General features: G+C 62.6%; 16 protein-coding genes and 1 pseudogene. 9 read left to right on the top strand and 8 right to left on the bottom strand.

The genetic code is table 11. The features are described 5' to 3' along the window. Positions 1–21 precede the first annotated feature (21 nt). Positions 22–1665, top strand: a complete 1644-nt coding sequence (gene pgi, locus NKH90_RS07435) for a glucose-6-phosphate isomerase (RefSeq protein WP_352591237.1) — start codon at positions 22–24, stop codon at positions 1663–1665. 5 nt (positions 1666–1670) lie between these two features. Further along, complete coding sequence (locus NKH90_RS07430) at positions 1671–2393, top strand: HAD family hydrolase (RefSeq protein WP_352448533.1); 723 nt, start codon at positions 1671–1673, stop codon at positions 2391–2393. Here NKH90_RS07430 and NKH90_RS07425 read toward each other — a convergent pair. Both NKH90_RS07425 and NKH90_RS07420 read right to left on the bottom strand, forming a co-directional pair. Continuing rightward, positions 2377–3033: a class I SAM-dependent methyltransferase gene (locus NKH90_RS07425; protein ID WP_352818783.1), complete on the bottom strand. Its 657-nt coding sequence runs from the start codon at positions 3031–3033 to the stop codon at positions 2377–2379. The genes NKH90_RS07430 and NKH90_RS07425 overlap by 17 nt on opposite strands. Before the next feature lie 85 nt (positions 3034–3118). After that, positions 3119–4750, bottom strand: a complete 1632-nt coding sequence (locus NKH90_RS07420) for a long-chain-fatty-acid--CoA ligase (protein WP_352769182.1) — start codon at positions 4748–4750, stop codon at positions 3119–3121. A 16-nt stretch (positions 4751–4766) separates the two neighbouring features. Between NKH90_RS07420 and NKH90_RS07415 the strand changes: the two genes are divergently transcribed. The 6 genes from NKH90_RS07415 (at position 4767) to NKH90_RS07390 (ending at position 10841) form a co-directional block, all read left to right on the top strand. Beyond that, entirely contained in the window at positions 4767–5462 is a 696-nt protein-coding gene (locus NKH90_RS07415) for a hypothetical protein (RefSeq protein WP_352769185.1), read from the top strand. A gap of 94 nt (positions 5463–5556) precedes the next feature. Further along, positions 5557–7149, top strand: coding sequence for an ABC transporter substrate-binding protein (locus tag NKH90_RS07410; RefSeq protein WP_352448537.1), 1593 nt, complete (start codon positions 5557–5559; stop codon positions 7147–7149). A 58-nt stretch (positions 7150–7207) separates the two neighbouring features. Continuing rightward, a complete protein-coding gene (locus tag NKH90_RS07405) occupies positions 7208–8215 on the top strand; it encodes an ABC transporter permease subunit (protein WP_023676822.1) in 1008 nt (335 codons plus the stop codon). Between the two features lies 1 nt (position 8216). Further along, the gene (locus NKH90_RS07400; RefSeq protein WP_352470002.1) at positions 8217–9134 is read left to right on the top strand and encodes an ABC transporter permease subunit; all 918 of its coding nucleotides are present in this window, start codon (positions 8217–8219) and stop codon (positions 9132–9134) included. Between the two features lie 4 nt (positions 9135–9138). Continuing rightward, entirely contained in the window at positions 9139–10014 is an 876-nt protein-coding gene (locus NKH90_RS07395; protein ID WP_023676824.1) for an ABC transporter ATP-binding protein, read from the top strand. Further along, on the top strand, positions 10011–10841 hold the full coding sequence (locus NKH90_RS07390; protein ID WP_352448539.1) for a dipeptide ABC transporter ATP-binding protein: 831 nt from the start codon (positions 10011–10013) through the stop codon (positions 10839–10841). Before NKH90_RS07395 ends, NKH90_RS07390 begins: the two co-directional genes overlap by 4 nt. 22 nt (positions 10842–10863) lie before the next feature. Here the strand turns inward: NKH90_RS07390 and NKH90_RS07385 are convergent. Further along, a pseudogene (locus NKH90_RS07385) lies at positions 10864–11783 on the bottom strand (LysR family transcriptional regulator). Between the two features lie 93 nt (positions 11784–11876). Here NKH90_RS07385 and NKH90_RS07380 point away from each other — a divergent pair. Next, positions 11877–12749 (top strand): NAD(P)H-dependent oxidoreductase, encoded by an 873-nt coding sequence (locus tag NKH90_RS07380; RefSeq protein ID WP_352540503.1) that lies wholly within the window; start codon positions 11877–11879, stop codon positions 12747–12749. Here NKH90_RS07380 and NKH90_RS07375 read toward each other — a convergent pair. The 5 genes from NKH90_RS07375 to NKH90_RS07355 form a co-directional block, all read right to left on the bottom strand. Continuing rightward, positions 12680–13972, bottom strand: coding sequence for a cysteine desulfurase-like protein (locus tag NKH90_RS07375; protein WP_352767142.1), 1293 nt, complete (start codon positions 13970–13972; stop codon positions 12680–12682). The two genes, NKH90_RS07380 and NKH90_RS07375, sit on opposite strands and share 70 nt — an antisense overlap. A gap of 29 nt (positions 13973–14001) precedes the next feature. Continuing rightward, a complete protein-coding gene (locus NKH90_RS07370) occupies positions 14002–14676 on the bottom strand; it encodes an amino acid ABC transporter permease (protein WP_352767140.1) in 675 nt (224 codons plus the stop codon). A 109-nt stretch (positions 14677–14785) separates the two neighbouring features. Next, positions 14786–15577 carry an ABC transporter substrate-binding protein gene (locus NKH90_RS07365; RefSeq protein WP_352613846.1) on the bottom strand — a complete coding sequence of 264 codons (792 nt, stop codon included), beginning with the start codon at positions 15575–15577 and terminating at the stop codon, positions 14786–14788. A gap of 178 nt (positions 15578–15755) precedes the next feature. Beyond that, positions 15756–16151, bottom strand: coding sequence for a RidA family protein (locus NKH90_RS07360; RefSeq protein WP_352540471.1), 396 nt, complete (start codon positions 16149–16151; stop codon positions 15756–15758). A 71-nt stretch (positions 16152–16222) separates the two neighbouring features. After that, positions 16223–17371 carry an acyl-CoA dehydrogenase family protein gene (locus NKH90_RS07355; RefSeq protein WP_352767137.1) on the bottom strand — a complete coding sequence of 383 codons (1149 nt, stop codon included), beginning with the start codon at positions 17369–17371 and terminating at the stop codon, positions 16223–16225. Positions 17372–17616: the final 245 nt, after the last annotated feature.

Below are 17616 nucleotides of genomic sequence, written 5' to 3'. Positions count from 1 at the left end.
TCAAGAGACCGGAGCGAAGCAGTGGATCAATCGTCCTTTCAAAAGCAGCTCGACGCATTGCGCGATCACCGTGCGGCCAAATCGGGCTCGATGCGCGAGGCTTTCGCTGCCGATCCGCAGCGCTTCGAGAAATTCTCCGCCAGTGACGGCGACCTGCTGCTCGACTGGTCGAAATGCGCGGTCGATGCGCGGACTATGGAGTTGCTGGAGAAACTGGCTGAGGCCGCTGACCTCGAAGGCCGGCGCGACGCGATGTTTGCCGGCAAGAAGATCAACGTCACTGAAGGCCGCGCCGTGCTGCACACGGCGCTGCGCAACCTGACCGGCAAGGGCATCGTGCTCGACGGCCAGGACGTGAAGGCGGAAGTCCTTGCCGTACTCGACGCGATGGGTGCCTTCGCCGACGCGGTGCGTTCCGGCAAGGCGGCCGGCGCGACCGGCAAGAAGATCACCGACATCGTCAACATCGGCATCGGCGGCTCCGATCTCGGCCCGGCCATGGCGACGCTGGCGCTGGCGCCCTATCATGACGGGCCGCGCGCGCATTACGTATCCAATATCGACGGTGCCCATATCCACGACACGCTGAAGGGTCTTTCCGCCGAAACCACCCTGTTCATCATCGCCTCCAAGACCTTCACCACGGTCGAGACGATGACCAATGCCGAAACCGCGCGCAGATGGGTCGAGAAGGCGCTCGGCAAGGAAGCGGTCGGCAAGCATTTCGCCGCCGTCTCGACGGCGCTCGACCTGGTCGCCAAATTCGGCATCGCGCCCGATCGCGTCTTCGGCTTCTGGGACTGGGTCGGCGGGCGCTATTCCGTCTGGGGTGCGATCGGTCTGCCGGTGATGATCGCCATCGGCCCGAAGGATTTTCGCGCCTTTCTCGACGGCGCCCATGAGATGGACGAGCATTTCCGCACCGCCCCGCTGGCGAAGAACCTGCCGGCGCTGATGGGGCTGATTGGCTGGTGGCACCGCGTGATCTGCAAATACCCCGCTCGCGCCGTCATCCCCTACGATCAGCGTCTGTCCAGGCTGCCGGCCTATCTGCAGCAGCTCGACATGGAATCGAACGGCAAGAGCGTCACCCTGGACGGCGGCGCTGTAACGACGCCGACCGGCCCGCTGGTCTGGGGCGAGCCCGGCACCAATGGCCAGCATGCCTTCTTCCAACTTCTGCATCAGGGCACCGACTTCATTCCGGTCGAATTCCTCGCCGCTGCCGTCGGCCACGAGCCGGAACTGAAGCATCACCACGACCTTCTGCTTGCCAATTGCCTGGCGCAGTCGGAAGCCTTCATGAAGGGCCGCACGCTTGAGGAAGCCCGAGCGCAGATGCTGGCGAAAGGCATGAAGCCGGCCGATGTCGACAGGATTGCTCCGCACCGCGTCTTCTCCGGCGACCGCCCCTCAGTGACGATCCTCTACAGGAAACTCGACCCCCACACGTTCGGACGGCTGATTGCGCTTTACGAACACCGCGTCTTCGTCGAAGGCACGCTGTTCAACATCAACTCCTTCGACCAGTGGGGCGTCGAGCTCGGCAAGGAACTGGCAACCGGGCTGCTGCCCGTCGTTGAAGGCAAGGAGAACGCCGCAAAGCGGGATGCCTCGACTGCTGGACTGGTGGAATACATCCACCGCTTGCGCGGCCCGGAGTGAAAAGCTTGGCGGACATCAAGGGAATATTGTTCGACAAGGACGGCACGCTCGTGGATTTCAACGCGACATGGCTGGGCATCGCCGACTTCATGGCGATGGATGCGGCCGAAGGCGATCGCTGGAAAGCAGACAGGCTGCTTGCGGCGGCGGGCTTCGACTTCGCCACCAAGCGCTTCAAGCCGGATTCGATTTTTGCCTCCGGCACCAACATGGACGTCGTCGAGCTGTGGTTTCCACGGCTGTCCGACGAGGACCAGATGCTTGCCGTCGCCCGCTTCAACGCCATCACCTCGGCGCAAGGATCGGCAATGGCGGTGGCGCTGCCGGGCGTGGTCGAGACGCTTGGCCTGCTTCACAGAAAATCCTACCGGCTTGGTGTCGCCACCAACGACTCGACCAGCGGCGCGGAAAAGACCCTGGTCACGCTGGGCGTCGCGCAGCTTTTCGACGCCGCCTATGGTTACGACGCGGTGGCCAATCCAAAACCGGCGCCGGATACGATCCTTGCCTTCTCTGATCTGACGGGGCTCAGGCCCTCGGCAATCGCCATGGTCGGCGACAACCGTCACGATCTTGAAATGGCGCGGGCGGGCGGCTGCGGTCTGGCGGTCGGCGTGCTGTCCGGCACCGGCACACGTGAATCGCTGTCCCAGATAGCCGACGTCATTCTGGATTCGGTGGCCGACCTGCCTGATTTTCTTTCGGCGCGGGTCAGCGAGACAGTCTAGACTCGCAGCTAGCTGGTCCGAACGAGAACACGCCGCTCGGTTTCATCGCCGCATTCCTGCCTTCGCCGACATCCGGCACCTCGTATTCGGCCAGCAGGCGAAGCCGCGAGCGGGGCAGATAGGCGCGGCCCGGATCGCCGATCAGCACGGCGATGCCGGCTGCAAGGCAGCGGTCGAGGAAGGGGACGACCCGGCCGGCGAGATCATGGGCGTAGAACAGGTCGCCGACCACCACGACATCCACCGGTGGCGGCGGACCGCTGGTGATGTCTTCGCCAATGATCATGATAGCGACGCCGTTCGCAGTCGCGTTGAGGCCGAGCGCAACCACACCGTTGCGATCGATCTCGGCCGCGACGACCGCGCTTGCCCCGGCTTTTGCCGCTGCAATGCCGACGAGACCCGAACCGGCGCCGAGGTCGAGCACGCGACGGCCGGCCACGGTCTCCGGCCGGTCGAATATGTGGCGGGCAAGGACCGCGCCGCCGGCCCAGACATAGGCCCAGTACGGTGGCTCCGGTTCAGGTCCGTCTTCTTCGGTCGCATGTTGGTTCCATTCGAGAAGCCGCCTGAGCCCGCTTCCCGGATGGGCGGTGTAGAGCCGAATTTCGGGAAGCGCGGGCACGGGGGCGATCCGCATGTTCGCCCGGATGAACTGTGCCGGGTCCGGGCGCGAACCTATGCTCACGGCGTTGGCGCCGGCGATGCAATCGCTCAAGCTGCGCCTAGCCCCGCAACGCCCGTCGCAGGATCTTGCCGACCGGTGTCTTCGGCAGCTCGGTGCGGAACTCAATATATCTGGGACGCTTGTAGCCGGTCAGGTTCTCGCGGCAATAAGCCGTCAGCATGTCGGCGGTCAGTGCCGGGTCCTTCTTGACGACGAACAGCTTCGGCACTTCACCCGAATGCTCGTCCGGCACGCCGATCGCCGCCACTTCGAGTACGCCTGGATGCTGCGCCACCACTTCCTCGAGTTCGTTCGGATAGACGTTGAAGCCGGAAACCAGGATCATGTCCTTCTTGCGGTCGACGATCTTGGTGTAGCCAAGGTCGTCCATGAAGCCCATGTCGCCCGATTTGAAGAAGCCGTCCTCGGTCATCACCTTGGCGGTCTCGTCCGGCCGGTTCCAGTAGCCGGCCATCACCTGCGGTCCGCGGATGCAGATTTCGCCGACTTCGCCGAGCGGCAAATTGTTGCCGTCGTCGTCGCGGATGGCGATCTCGGTCGAGGGCAGCGGCAGGCCGATCGTGCCGGTGTAAACGCCGTCGCTGAATTTGTTGATCGTTGCTCCCGGCGAGGTCTCGGTGAGCCCGTAGGCCTCGCTGATCGGGCAGCCGGTCAGCGCCTTCCAGCGTTCGGCGATGGCCCTCTGCACCGGCATGCCGCCACCCAGCGTCAGGATCAGCGGCTTGAAATCGAGCTTGCGAAAATCCTCATTATTGAGCAGCGCATTGAACAGCGTGTTGAGGCCCGGAAAGATGTGGATCGGGTATTTCTGCAGCTCCTTGACGAAGCCGGGAATGTCGCGCGGATTGGGGATGAGGACATTCTGCGCGCCTTGCTGCATGCCTACCAGCACGTTCGCCGTCAGCGCAAAAATGTGATAGAGCGGCAGCGCGCAGAGGAAGTTCAGATGCGCCGGCTTCGGCTTGACGGTAAAAGCGTCTTCGGCCCACAGCGCGTTCTGCGCGACGTTCGCCAAAATGTTGCTGTGCAAAAGCATCGCGCCCTTGGAGATGCCGGTCGTGCCGCCCGTGTATTGCAGGAAGGCGATGTCGTCGGCCGCGACCCTTGCGGGCCTGAAGGCCTTGCCGGTGCCCGCCTTCAGCGCGGCGTTGAACTTGACATGGCCGGGCAGCGACCATGCCGGCACCATCTTCTTGACGCGGCGTACAACGAAGTTGACGATCGTTCCCTTGAGCCCGCCGAGCATGTCGCCCATCGAGGCGACCACGACATGCTTGACCGCGGTCCTGGCGATCACCGCCTGCAGGGTGCAGGCAAAATTTTCGAGGATGACAATGGCTTGAGCGCCGGAATCCTTGAGCTGGTGCTCCAGCTCGCGCGGCGTGTAGAGCGGATTGATGTTTACCACGACATAGCCGGCGCGAAGCACTGCCATCATCGCCACCGGATATTGCAGCACATTCGGCATCATCAGCGCGACGCGCGCGCCCTTCTGCAGCCCCGTTGATTGCAGATAGGCGCCGAAGGCGGCCGACTGTCGCTCGAGGTCGGCATAGGTGATCGATTTGCCCATGCAGACGAAAGCCGGCCGGCTTGCAAACTGCTTGCACACGGTGACGAGAAAGTCGCCGATCGAGCTGGAGGGCAGGGCGCCGATCTCGGCCGGCACGATCTTTGGATAACTCTTGAGCCACGGTTTTTCCGGCAGGCCGGCGGCCAGCGACGTGATCGCCTTTGGTAATCTCTTGGCCGGACCTGCCGGCAGTCGTGGCGCTGTCGGCACTGCCTTCGCCGCCGGCTTGGCGGCAGACTTTGCAGCAGGCGCCGTCTTGCCGGTTGCCGGTTTAGCAGCCGCTCCAGCCGTGGTCTTCGCCGCCGGCTTCGCGCTTGCCTTCGCGGTAGCCGTCGGCTTGGCGGCGGCCGCTTTTGACTTGACTGCTTTCGATGTTGCCTCGGCCTTTGCTTTCGCCGCGTTGGTTGTCTTTGCCGGTTTTGCCACCTGTCGCTCCCTCAATCGTTCTTATTGTTTCGGCATGCTTGCGCGCCACCACCGCCCTGATCACAACGATATCCCACGCTTGCAGCAATGTCCGGAACGTGGGAAAATCCGGCACGCTGCCCACCTATCTATGTATTGCCACAAGCGACGGCCGTGCAAGCCTCTCCACCTGGAGTGCGGTAAGACTTGCCGTCAAACCTCTCGGCCGCGACCGGTTTTCGGATGCGCATCTCTTGAACCGAACGGCTCGATTCCCACAATTGGCGGCATCGCCGATCAACAAAAAATTGAAGTCGCTAATAATGTCGTGATCTGCGGATTCGGCTCGTTTTTTCCACAATTTGCCGCGTGCCGGAATTTTTTTCTGCTTCCCGTGGGTTAGGCAAACAAGCAGTTCCAAAGCTAGAAAAACGGTGCTTATATGCGGCCTTCGCGAGCCTGATAGAGGGGCTTGGAAGAACATCAGGGAGTGCTCAATGAAAAAGAAACTGACTTTTGCAGCCGCGTTGCTGGCTGCAAGCGTCCTCGGCGGCATGGCCAATGCAAAACAACTGGTCTATTGCTCGGAGGCTTCGCCGGCCGGCTTCGACCCGTCGCCATGGAGCGGCGGCAACGACTTCGACGCCTCGTCGCGCACCATCTATTCGCGCCTGGTCGAGTTCGAGCATGGCAAGACCACCATCTCGCCCGGCCTGGCCGAGAGCTGGACGGTTTCCGACGACGGTCTCGAATACACCTTCAAGCTTCGCCCGGGTGTGAAATTCCAGACGACCGATTATTTCACGCCGACGCGCGACCTCAACGCCGACGACGTGATCTTTTCCTTCGAACGCCAGTGGAAGAAAGAAAGCCCGTGGTACAGCTATCTGGAAGGCACCGGCTGGGAATATTTCACCGGCATGGGCTTCCCCGATCTCCTGAAGGAAATCGTCAAGGTCGACGACCTGACGGTGAAATTCGTGCTGAACAAGCCTGAAGTCGCGTTCCTGCCGGACCTCGGCATGGATTTCGCCTCGATCGTCTCCAAGGAATATGCCGACCAACTCGACAAGGCCGGCACCAGGCAGCAGTTCACCCAGAAGCCGGTCGGCACTGGTCCGTTCCAGTTCGTCGACTATCAGGTCGATGCGGTCGTGCGCTATGCAGCATGGGACGGCTACTATGGCGGGCGACAGAAGATCGACGATCTGATCTTCGCCATCACGCCCGATCCGGCCGTACGCGCGCAGAAGCTGAAGGCGGGCGAGTGCGATATCATGTCATACCCGGCGCCGGCCGACATTGCCGGACTGCAGGCTGACGCGAACCTCAAGGTCGACGAGCAGGAAGGCCTGAACATCGGCTACATGGCTTACAACACGACGCAGCCGCCCTTCGACAAGGTCGAGGTCCGCAAGGCCCTCAACATGGCGGTAAACAAGAAGGCGATCATCGACGCGGTCTATCAGGGCGCCGGCGCGCCGGCCATCAACCCGATCCCGCCGACCATGTGGTCCTATAACAAGGACATCAAGGACGATCCCTATGATCCGGAGGCGGCCAAGAAGATGCTGGCCGATGCAGGCGTCAAGGATCTGTCGATGAAGATCTGGGCTATGCCGGTCAGCCGCCCCTACAACCCGAACGCCCAGCGCGTCGCCGAGTTGATCCAGGCCGACTATGCCGCTGTCGGGGTCAAGGCGGAGATCGTCAGTTACGAATGGACTGAGTATCGCCAGCGCGGCAAGGCTAAGGATCGCGATGGCGCCTTCCAACTGGGCTGGACCGGTGACAATGGCGATCCGGACAACTTCTTTTTCCTGCTCGGTTGCGATGCCATCGGCCAGTCCAATTATGCGATCTGGTGCAACCAGGAATTCGAAGCCCTGCTGAAAAAAGGCAAGGCGACGACGGACGTCGCTGAGCGCACCAAGATCTACGAGGAAGCTCAGGTGGTGTTCAAGCGGGAGGCTCCGTGGCTGACCATCGCCCACTCCAAGGTCTTCATGCCGATGAACAAGAAGGTGTCGGGCTTCGTTATGGACCCGCTCGGCATTCATCGGTTTGACGGCGTCGACGTCACCGAATAAGTCCTGAGAAATTGAACGGCGGCGCTGGACTTCCCGCGCCGCCGTTCTATGAAGCAAGATGCTCCGTTATCTCCTCCACAAGCTCGCTTTGATCATCCCGACGGTGTTCGGCATATCGCTGGCGGCGTTTGCTTTCGTCCGGCTTCTGCCCGGCGATCCTATCCTGGCCCTGGCGGGCGAGCGCGGCGTCAGCCCCGAGCGTTACGCCCAGCTCATCGAGCAGTTTGGCTACAACCGGCCCTATGTCATCCAATACCTGGAATATATCGGCAGGGTCCTGACCGGCGATTTCGGCATATCTATTGCCACCAAGCGGCCAGTGCTCGGCGAATTCCAGGCGCTGTTTCCAGCCACGCTGGAACTGGCAACAGTGGCGTTGATCATCGCCGTCCTGCTCGGCATTCCTGCCGGTATCTTCGCCGCGGTCAAGCGCGGCTCGTGGTTCGACCAGGCGACGATGGGCGTCGCGCTGACCGGCTATTCGATGCCGATCTTCTGGTGGGGGTTGCTGCTCATTATCTTCTTCTCCGGCTATCTCGGCTGGACGCCGGTTTCCGGCCGCATCGGCCTGCAGTATTTCTTCAGGCCGACGACCGGGTTCATGCTCATCGACAGCCTGATCTCCGGCAGGAGCGGCGCTTTCAAATCTGCCGTCAGCCATTTGATCCTGCCGTCGATCGTGCTGGCGACGATCCCGCTTGCCGTCATAGCGCGCCAGACGCGCTCGGCGATGCTCGAGGTGCTGGGCGAGGACTATGTCCGCACCGCGCGCGCCAAGGGCCTGGCGCCGCGCCGCGTCATCGGTCTGCACGCTTTTCGCAACGCGCTGATCCCGGTAGTCACCACCATTGGACTGCAGGTCGGCACCTTGATGGCGGGCGCCATTCTGACCGAGACCATTTTTTCCTGGCCGGGCATCGGCAAATGGATGATCGATGCCATCGGCAAGCGCGACTATGTCGTCGTCCAGAGCGGATTGCTGATCATCGCGCTGATCGTCATGGCGGTGAACCTGATCGTCGACGTGCTCTACGCCGTCATCAATCCGCGCATCCGGGTGCAGTGAGATGACCGACGAATCCGCCGCCGAAGCTACCGCCGCCTCCATCCCGACAGGCGGCAGGCAACGGGCTTTCGCCGAGTTCTGGCACTACTTCTCGATGAACACCGGCGCGGTCATCGGCCTTGTCGTGTTTTCGGTGCTGGTGCTGGTGGCGATCTTTGCGCCGTTCGTCGCCCCACATTCGCCCGACGAGCAGTTTCGCGATGCGCTGCTGGCACCCCCTGCCTGGCAGGAAGGCGGCAAATCGATGTTCCTGCTCGGCACCGACGCGGTCGGCCGCGACATGCTTTCACGGTTGATCTTCGGGGCGCGTTTCTCGCTGTTCATCGGTCTGGTGGTCGTTGTCTTCTCGCTCACCAGCGGCATCGTGCTTGGCGTGCTCGCCGGCTATTTCCGTGGCTGGGTCGACACTCTGATCATGCGCATCATGGATATCATCCTGGCCTTCCCGTCGCTGCTTCTGGCGCTGGTGCTGGTGGCGATCCTCGGCCCGGGCCTTTTCAATGCCATGCTGGCGATCGCGCTGGTGCTGCAGCCGCATTTCGCGCGCCTCACCCGCGCCGCCGTGATGGCCGAAAAGAACCGCGAATATGTCATCTCCGCCAAGGTGGCTGGTGCCGGTCATCTTCGCTTGATGGTGAGGACGATCCTGCCGAACTGCCTGGCACCGCTGATCGTGCAGGCGACGTTGTCCTTCTCCAACGCTATTCTCGAGGCTGCGGCGCTCGGCTTCCTCGGTGTCGGTGCGCAGCCGCCGACGCCGGAATGGGGCACGATGCTCGCCTCGGCGCGCGAGTTCATCCTGCGCGCGCCTTGGGTGGTGACCTTCCCCGGCCTTGCCATCCTGATCACTGTGCTTGCCATCAATCTGATCGGCGACGGCTTGCGCGATGCCTTCGATCCCAAGCTGAAGAGGTCATAATCCAATGCCTCTTCTCGAGATCAAGAACCTGACCGTTTCCTTCGACACCGCCGCTGGACCATTCATGGCGGTACAAGGCATCGACCTGTCGGTCGAACCGCGCGAGGTGCTGGCGATCGTCGGCGAATCCGGTTCGGGCAAGTCGGTGGCGATGCTGGCGGTGATGGGGCTTTTGCCCAACACCGCGACGGTGAGGGCCGACCGCATGGCCTTCGACGGCATCGACCTGCTCAAGCTCGGCCCATCCGAGCGGCGCAAGATCGTCGGCAAGGACATTTCGATGATCTTCCAGGAGCCGGTCGCCAGCCTCAACCCGTGCTTCACCGTCGGCTTCCAGATCGAGGAGGTGCTGCGCTTCCATATGGGCATGGACCGCGCCCAGCGCCGGGCGCGTGCCATCGAATTGATGAAGTTGGTCGGCATCGCCGACCCCGAGGAACGGCTGGGCTCCTTCCCGCACCAGATGTCGGGTGGTCAGTGTCAGCGCGTCATGATCGCCATCGCCATCGCCTGCAATCCCAAGCTTTTGATCGCCGACGAGCCAACCACGGCGCTCGATGTCACCATCCAGAAGCAGATCCTCGATCTGCTGGTCGGCCTGCAGGCCAAATATGGCATGGGCCTGATCATGATCACCCACAATATGGGGGTGGTTGCCGAGACCGCCGACCGTGTCATCGTCCAGTACAAGGGCCGCAAGATGGAAGAGGCCGACGTGCTGTCGCTGTTCGAGTCCCCCAAGAGCAACTACACGCGCGCGCTCCTGTCGGCGCTGCCCGAAAACGCCGTCGGCGACCGGTTGCCTACTGTTTCCGACATGCTGTTTGAGCCGGCCCCATCTGTAGTCGCAGCCCGGTCCGCAGGAGGAACCGCCTCATGAGCGTGACGGTAGTCGAAGGCAAGAACATCGTGCGCGACTATCATGTCGGTGGCGGGCTTTTCCGCCCCTCCCGTACGGTTCATGCGGTCAAGGGTGTTTCGTTCAGCGTCGACAAGGGCAAGACGCTGGCCATCGTCGGCGAGAGCGGCTGCGGCAAGTCAACACTCGCCCGCATCATCACCCTGATCGACCCGGCGACCTCCGGCGAGCTTTTCATCGACGGCAAGAAGGTAGACATCGGCAGGAACGGCCTGTCGAAGGAAATGCGCCGCAAGGTCCAGATCGTCTTCCAAAACCCTTATGGTTCGCTCAATCCACGCCAGAAGATCGGCGACGTGCTTGCCGAGCCGCTGCTCATCAACACCGACAGCACGGCCGACGAGCGGCGCGATCTTGCCATGAAGATGCTAAAGAAGGTCGGTCTCGGCCCCGAGCACTTTAATCGCTACCCGCATATGTTTTCGGGCGGCCAGCGCCAGCGGATCGCCATCGCCCGCGCGCTGATGCTCAACCCCAGCCTTCTGGTGCTGGATGAGCCGGTCTCGGCACTTGATCTTTCGGTGCAGGCGCAGGTGCTGAACCTGCTCGCCGACCTGCAGGACGAGTTTCAGCTAACCTATGTTTTCATCAGCCACGACCTGTCGGTGGTGCGCTACATCGCCGACGACGTGATGGTAATGTATTTCGGCGAAGCGGTCGAATACGGCTCGCGCGACGAGGTCTTCGCCGACCCCAAACACAGCTACACCAGGACGCTGTTCGCTGCGACGCCACGTGCCGACGTTGCCAGCATCAAGGCACGTTTGGCGAAGAAGAAGGCCGCCTGATCCGGCGAGGTTTGCCGGCCGGCTACCGCTTCTCGATCCCCGGAATGCCGGAGATCTGCTCGGCGAGAAAGTCGACCAGCAGTCGCACCCGGGCAATGCCCGCACGCTCCGGAACGATCAGCATGCTCAGCGGGACGGGAGGCGGAAAATAGCCCGGCAGGACCACTTCCAGCCGGCCGGCCGCCAGGAGATCGTCGACAAGCCAATGGTGGCGGGTGCGATACCGCGTCCGGCGACAAGGGCTTCGCGCGCGGCAAGCCCATGGTCGACCCGAAATCGACCGCCAAAGGGCACCGCAAAGCGTTTGCCGCCCGGCCCCTGCAGGGCGAGTGTGTCGCTTCCCGCGATGTTCGACATCCGGATGCCTTCATGGCCAGGCAGATCCTGCGGGACAGCCGGTCTGCCCCGCGCCGCCAGATAGGCCGGCGCCGCCACCAGCAGACGCCGGGATTGCCCGAGCGCCCGCAGTTTCATTGAGCTGTCGGTGAGCGGACCCAGGCGAAGCGCAATGTCGACGCCCTCCCGCACAAGATCGATGCGCTCGTCGGTGAGGCTAAGATCGATGCCGATATCGGGATAGCGGTCCTGAAAGGCGAAGATCAGCCGGCTGACGTGCAAGACCCCGAGCGCCGCTGTGCAGGATATCCGGATCGTGCCGGCCGACGCGCCGCGCGTGCCCCGCGCCTCATCGCCGGCCTGCTCAACGAGGCGCAGGACCTGGACGCTGTCGGCATAGTAACGGCTGCCTTCATCAGTCATCGTCACACGCCGGGTGGTCCTGCTGAGCAAGGGCACTCCGACGGCCTCCTCGAGTTCTCGCAAATGCCGTGTGACCGTCGACTGCCCAATTCCGAGCTCGCGCGCCACCGCCGAGAGGCTGCCGCGCTCGGCGACGCGAACGAAGGTGCGCATGCGCTCGAGAGTGACGTCCGATCTATCCATTATTCGGCATTATCTTATACATTTCCTACATATAGTGGATCATTCCGCGGCTGGCTACCTTTGGTGTCTATCGTCCTTCTTCGGAGTAGACCCATGAAAGTCCTGCTTGTTTTTGCTCATCCTGAACCGCGTTCGCTCAACGGCGCGCTGCGCGACGTCGCCATCAGGGAACTCGAGGCCCAAGGCCACGAGGTGCGGGTGTCGGACCTCTATGCCGACGGCTGGAAAGCCGAGGTGGACCGTGCCGACTTTCCGTCGTGGCCGCCCGAAGCACGCTTCCTGCCGGCCGGCGCCTCCAAAAAGGCTTTTGCGACCAACACTCTGACCGATGACGTCAAAGCCGAGATCGACAAGCTGCTATGGGCCGACACCCTGATCCTCCAGTTCCCGCTGTGGTGGTACGCCATGCCGGCGATCCTCAAGGGCTGGGTCGATCGCGTGTACGCCTACGGCTTCGCCTATGGCGTTGGCGAGCACAGCGACAAGCGGTGGGGTGACCGCTTTGGTGAGGGAACGCTCGCCGGCAAGCGCGCAATGCTGATCGTGACCGCAGGCGGCTGGGAAGAGCATTACTCCGCCCGCGGCGTCAACGGCCCGATCGACGACCTGCTGTTCCCGATCAATCACGGGATTCTATACTATCCGGGCTACGACGTGCTTCCGCCGTTCGTGGTTTACAGGGTGGACCGTTTCGGGGAGGCGGATTTCGAGCCTGTCGCGGAGCGACTGCGCGAAAGGATGCGAACGCTCGAGACAATCCGGCCCATTCGTTATCGGCAGCAGAATGGCGGCGATTACTTGATCCCAAGCATGCAATTGCGCCCCGGCTTGGAGAACCCGGGTGCGACCGCCTTTGCGCTTCACGAGGATCGCGCCGGCGCCGCCGCCCACTCCGATCAGGACAGCCGGGCGATGATGGTGCGCAGCGCCTCGCCGAAGCGCCGGACTTCCTCGATCGTATTGTAATGCACCAGCGAGGCGCGCACGGCGCCGCTGTCCATGCCGAGGTTGAGCCGCTTCATCAGACGCGGCGCATACATGTGGCCGTCGCGAATGCCGATCTGCATCTCGGCCATTTCCTCGACGATCCTCTGCGGCGATAGCGTGCCGACATTGAAGCAGAAGGTCGGCACGCGCTCACTGAGGCGTGCCTCGTCGGCCACGCCGTAGATCGTCGCGCCGCAATCTTTGAGCACCGCCAGCATTTCGCGCGCCAGCACCTGTTCGTAGTCGCGGATGGCATTCATGCCGGCGACGATGTTGTCGCGGCGCGACCGGTTATTCTCGGACAAGAAATTGCGGCCGACCGATTCGAGGTAGCGCACCGCGGCATCCATGCCGGAGACGTTCTCGTAGATGAACGTGCCGGCTTCGATTTTGTGGGGCGGCTCGTCGGGGATGAAATCCTCGCGGAAGGTCGGCAGGCGCTTCAGTGTTTCGAAGCGGCCCCACAGGAAGCCCATATGCGGCGAGAAATTCTTGTAGCCGGAGCAGACGAGATAGTCGCAATCCCAGGCCTGCACATCGATCAGCCCGTGCGGCCCGTAATGCACGCAGTCGAGGAACACTTCGGCGCCTGCCGCATGCGCAATCGCAGCCACGGAGGCAACGTCGACAATCGAGCCGATCGAATGGGCCGTGACCGTGCAGGCGACGAGCCGGGTGCGCTCTGAGACCAGCGGGCGCAAATCGTCGACATGCAGATTGCCGTCGTCGCGCATCCGCCACCATTTGAACTTGGCCCCGGCGGGCGCCAGCGCCAGCCACGTCGCGATATTGGCGTCGTGATCCATGTCGGTGATGACGATCTCGTCACGCTCCCCGTTTGGGCGCTCGGAAAGCATCTGGCCGATGCCGAGGCTGACCAGGCGGATGAACGAAGTGGCGTTCATGCCGAAACAGATCTCCGCCGGGTTGGTGGCGTTGATCAGCAAGGCCACGCTTTCGCGAGCGCCGGCGACGGCTTGGTCGACGGTGACGCTGCGGCCATAGCGGCCGCCGCGCTGCACATTATGCGCGACCAAATGGTTGGTGACCGCATCGAGCACGCTTTGCGGGATCTGCGCGCCGGCTGCATTGTCCATGAAGACGAAGTCCCCGGCTTGCTGCAAGGCGGGAAACATGGCGCGGATCGTCTCGACTGGGAAAGCTGCGGCATCGCCGGTTTTCGAAATCTGATGCTGGTTCAAGGTCGTCTCCTGCGAAGTGCGCTGACAGATTAGCGGGTCTTTTCGGTTTGAAAGCGGCGTTCAAGGAGGCTGACGAAACGGACCATCGGCCAGAGAAAGATGAGGTAGACCAGCGCCGCGCCGATCAGCGGTGAAGGATTGGCATAGAGCGATTGCGCGTTGGTCGCTTCTTTCAGCAGTTCGGGCAGCGCCACGGTGGAAGCGAGCGAAGTATCCTTGAACATCGAAACGCAATTGCTGGTCATTGGCGGAATGACGATGCGGATCGCCTGCGGCAGCACTACCTTGCGCAAGGTCAGCAAGAACGGCAGGCCGAGCGCCTGCGCCGCCTCGAACTGGCCGCGCGGAATGCTCTCTATACCGGAGCGGAACACCTCGGCCGAATAGGCCGCCATGATGATGGCGAAGGCCATCACCGCGGACGTCCACGATGACAGGCGAATGCCGAGGAACGGCAGCGCATAGTAGATCAGGATCAGCACGACCAGCACCGGCATCGCCCGGAAAATGTCAATGTAGCCGACAGCCAGCAGCCGAAGCGGCTTTGGCGCATAGAGCCGCACCAGGCTGATCGCGAGGCCGACGGGAATACCGATGCCGATGCTCATGATTCCGAGCAGCAGGGTGTTCAGGAAGCCGCGCAACAGCGCCGGCAGGCTGGAGACCATGACGTCGGCGTTGAAGAAGGTGTCCAGCAGCGACATCGCAGCATTTCCGAAACGTTTGGCGTCCCGCGACGCTCGAGCCCGAGCCCGAAATCCGAAATCGTGCCGGCATCGAAAGCCGGCACGACATTTAAGCGTGAACTGCCGCTCAGGCCTTCGGCATAGGAGTTTCCTTGACGGTCGAGGAATCGGCAGGTGCGTCGCTGCCGAACCACTTCTTGTGGATCGCGGCCAGCGTGCCGTCCTTCTTCATCGCGGTCAGCGCGTCGTTCAGCTTGCCGAGCAGCGGGTGGTCCTTGGTCATCATCAGACCGTACTGCTCGCCGGTCTTGATGCGCTCTTTTACGGCGAGATCCTTCATCCTGGTGAAAGAATATTCCAGGCCCGGAATATCGCTGACCGCCGCATCGACGCGGCCGGAGCTGAGATCGAGCAGCAAGTTCTGCTGCGTGTCGTAGCCCTTGACGTCACTGAACCCGTCCGCTTCCTGGTGGGCCTTGACCCAGGCTTCGCCGGTCGAGCCGGACAGCACGCCGACGATCTTGCCCTTGAGGTCGGCCTCGGCCTTGATCGGGCTGTCGGCCTTCGCGGCGATGCCCATGTCGGAATCATAGTAGGGCTGCGTGAACGACTGAGACTTCAGCCGCTCCGGCGTGATGGTGATCGACGAGATGGCGACGTCGATGCGCTTCGAGGTGGTGGCGGCGAACAGCGCCTGGAAACCGAGATCGGCGATATCAGTGGTCATGCCGATACGCTTTGCCGCCTCATTGATGATGTCGACTTCGAAACCCTCGAACGTGCCGCTCTCGTTCTTGTATTCAAAAGGCGGATTGGTCGGATAGGCGCCGACATTCAGCGTGCCTTCGGCGTAGGCCGGGCCGCCGGCGATGCCGATGGCAGCAGCAAGAAGCAGCAGGTTGCGACGGGTGAAGTTCATTTTCGTTCCCTCTGGTTGTGATCGGACGGGTTTGGCCCCGCACGGTTTTGATGCGTCAAGTGACGGGACTGCCGGAAAGCCCTCCCGGCACGGCAGTCGCAAGACATCGAATGCTATCCAAAGTACCGCGCTTTTCAAGGCGAAAGTTTTAAGCTTAAAAAATTGCCGCGTGTTGCCGTCACTCCGGAATAACCGCTGTGGCCTGGATCTCAACCTTGGCGCGATCCTCGACCAGCGCCATCACCTGCATGGCGGCCATCGCCGGAAAATGCCGGCCGATCACCTCGCGATAGACCTCGCCGATCCCCTTGAGATTGGCCAAATATTCCGCCTTGTCGGTAAAGTACCAGGTCATCGAGGTGATATGTTGCGGCTTGGCGTCGGCCTCGGCGAGCACAGCAACAATATTGGCCAGCGTCTGCCGCACCTGGCCGACAAGATCATCGGTCTCGAAGCGGCCCTGTCCGTTCCAGCCGACCTGCCCGCCGACGAAGACAAGCTGCCCACGCGCGGCGACGCCATTGGCGTAGCCGACGGGTTTCGCCCAGCCTTCCGGCTGCAGGATGGTGTGCATGTCAAAACCTCCCAATGCTCAAATCCGGTCGCTCAAAACTCGAAGACAATAATTTCACGCAAACTCCCGTCTCAGGCCGCTCCCATCACTTGCCGTGCAATCACCACCTTCTGCACATCGGACGCTCCCTCGTAGATGCGCAGCGCCCGGATCTCGCGATACAGGCTTTCGACGATATGGCCCTTGCGGACGCCGTCGCCGCCATGCAGCTGCACAGCCCTGTCGATCACCTCCTGCGCTTTGTCGGTAGCGAACAGCTTGGCCATGGCGGCTTCGCGGGTAACCCGAGCCGCGCCCATGTCCTTGGTCCAGGCGGCACGATAGACCAGCAACGCGGCGGCATCGACATCCAGCGCCATGTCGGCGATGTGGCCCTGCACCATCTGCAGCTCGGCCATCGGCGCACCGAACAGCCTGCGCTCGGCCACTCTTGTGATGCTTTCGTCCAGCGCGCGCCGGGCAAAGCCGAGCGCCGCTGCGCCGACGGTCGAACGGAACACGTCGAGCACGGACATGGCGATGCGAAAACCGTCCCCGGGTCTGCCGATCAGCGCCGAGGCTGGAATGCGTGCATTGTCGAAGGACAGCCGGGCGAGCGGGTGCGGCGCAATCACCTCCAGCCGCTCGGCAACGATCAGCCTCTCGGTTTCGGAAGGCACGACAAAGGCGGAAAGCCCCTTGGCGCCGGGCGCCTCGCCGGTACGGGCAAAGACAACATAAAAGTCAGCGATACCGCCGTTGGAGATCCAGGTCTTTTCGCCGGATAGGAGATAGCTGTCGCCGTCACGCGCGGCGGTCATTTCCATATTGGCAACGTCCGAGCCCGAGCGCGGCTCCGACAGCGCGAAAGCCGAAATCGCCTTGCCGGCCCGTGTCTTCGCCAGCCAGTGCTGCTGGTCGGGCGAGCCGAACAGGCTGAGCGCGCCAGTGCCGAGCCCTTGCATGGCGAAGGCGAAATCGGCCAGCCCATCATGCCGGGCCAGCGTCTCGCGCGTGAGGCAGAGCGTGCGCACGTCGAGCGGCGAGGGGTTTTCGGTGTCGAGCGCCGTCGGCTTCAGCCAGCCGTCCCGGCCGAGCTTGGCCACCAGCTCGCGGCAGGCCGCGTCGACATCGTCATGCGCGACCGGCAGGTTCTTGGCGCACCATGCCTCCAGCCGCTCCGCCAGATCGCGGTGGCGATCCTCGAAGAACGGCCAGGAGAGGAAGGAACGGTCAGGCATTGCTGCCTCCACAATTCTCCGGCCCTGGCGCTCCACGACGCCCCCCTCTGTCCTGCTGGACATCTCCCCCTCTAGGGGGGCGATTGGCGGCTTCGCTGCCACGGCTCTCCCTGCGATGTTGGAGATTGGCGAAAGCGGGCCTGATATCCAATCTCCCCTCTGTTTGGACCGGAGACATCGCGAACAGGTGTGCGAGGACATCGCGAACAGTGCTCCATGCTATCTCTCGACGAGGTTGAGGTCGA

It is taken from the genome of Mesorhizobium sp. M0898, from assembly GCF_040319695.1.
GTDB lineage: Bacteria > Pseudomonadota > Alphaproteobacteria > Rhizobiales > Rhizobiaceae > Mesorhizobium.
Note: the sequence above shows the minus strand (reverse complement) of the source record. Positions and strands in the feature narration are given on the sequence as shown.

Bases quoted from the DNA above. Each gene is read 5' to 3' on its own strand.
- NKH90_RS07400 (WP_352470002.1), top strand. From the start codon at position 8,217: ATGACCGACGAATCCGCCGCCGAAGCTACCGCCGCCTCCATCCCGACA.
- NKH90_RS07380 (WP_352540503.1), top strand. From the start codon at position 11,877: ATGAAAGTCCTGCTTGTTTTTGCTCATCCTGAACCGCGTTCGCTCAAC.
- NKH90_RS07365 (WP_352613846.1), bottom strand. From the start codon at position 15,577: ATGAACTTCACCCGTCGCAACCTGCTGCTTCTTGCTGCTGCCATCGGC.
- NKH90_RS07360 (WP_352540471.1), bottom strand. From the start codon at position 16,151: ATGCACACCATCCTGCAGCCGGAAGGCTGGGCGAAACCCGTCGGCTAC.
- NKH90_RS07410 (WP_352448537.1), top strand. From the start codon at position 5,557: ATGAAAAAGAAACTGACTTTTGCAGCCGCGTTGCTGGCTGCAAGCGTC.
- NKH90_RS07425 (WP_352818783.1), bottom strand. From the start codon at position 3,033: ATGCGGATCGCCCCCGTGCCCGCGCTTCCCGAAATTCGGCTCTACACC.
- NKH90_RS07390 (WP_352448539.1), top strand. From the start codon at position 10,011: ATGAGCGTGACGGTAGTCGAAGGCAAGAACATCGTGCGCGACTATCAT.
- NKH90_RS07395 (WP_023676824.1), top strand. From the start codon at position 9,139: ATGCCTCTTCTCGAGATCAAGAACCTGACCGTTTCCTTCGACACCGCC.
- NKH90_RS07355 (WP_352767137.1), bottom strand. From the start codon at position 17,371: ATGCCTGACCGTTCCTTCCTCTCCTGGCCGTTCTTCGAGGATCGCCAC.
- NKH90_RS07370 (WP_352767140.1), bottom strand. From the start codon at position 14,676: ATGTCGCTGCTGGACACCTTCTTCAACGCCGACGTCATGGTCTCCAGC.
- NKH90_RS07405 (WP_023676822.1), top strand. From the start codon at position 7,208: ATGCTCCGTTATCTCCTCCACAAGCTCGCTTTGATCATCCCGACGGTG.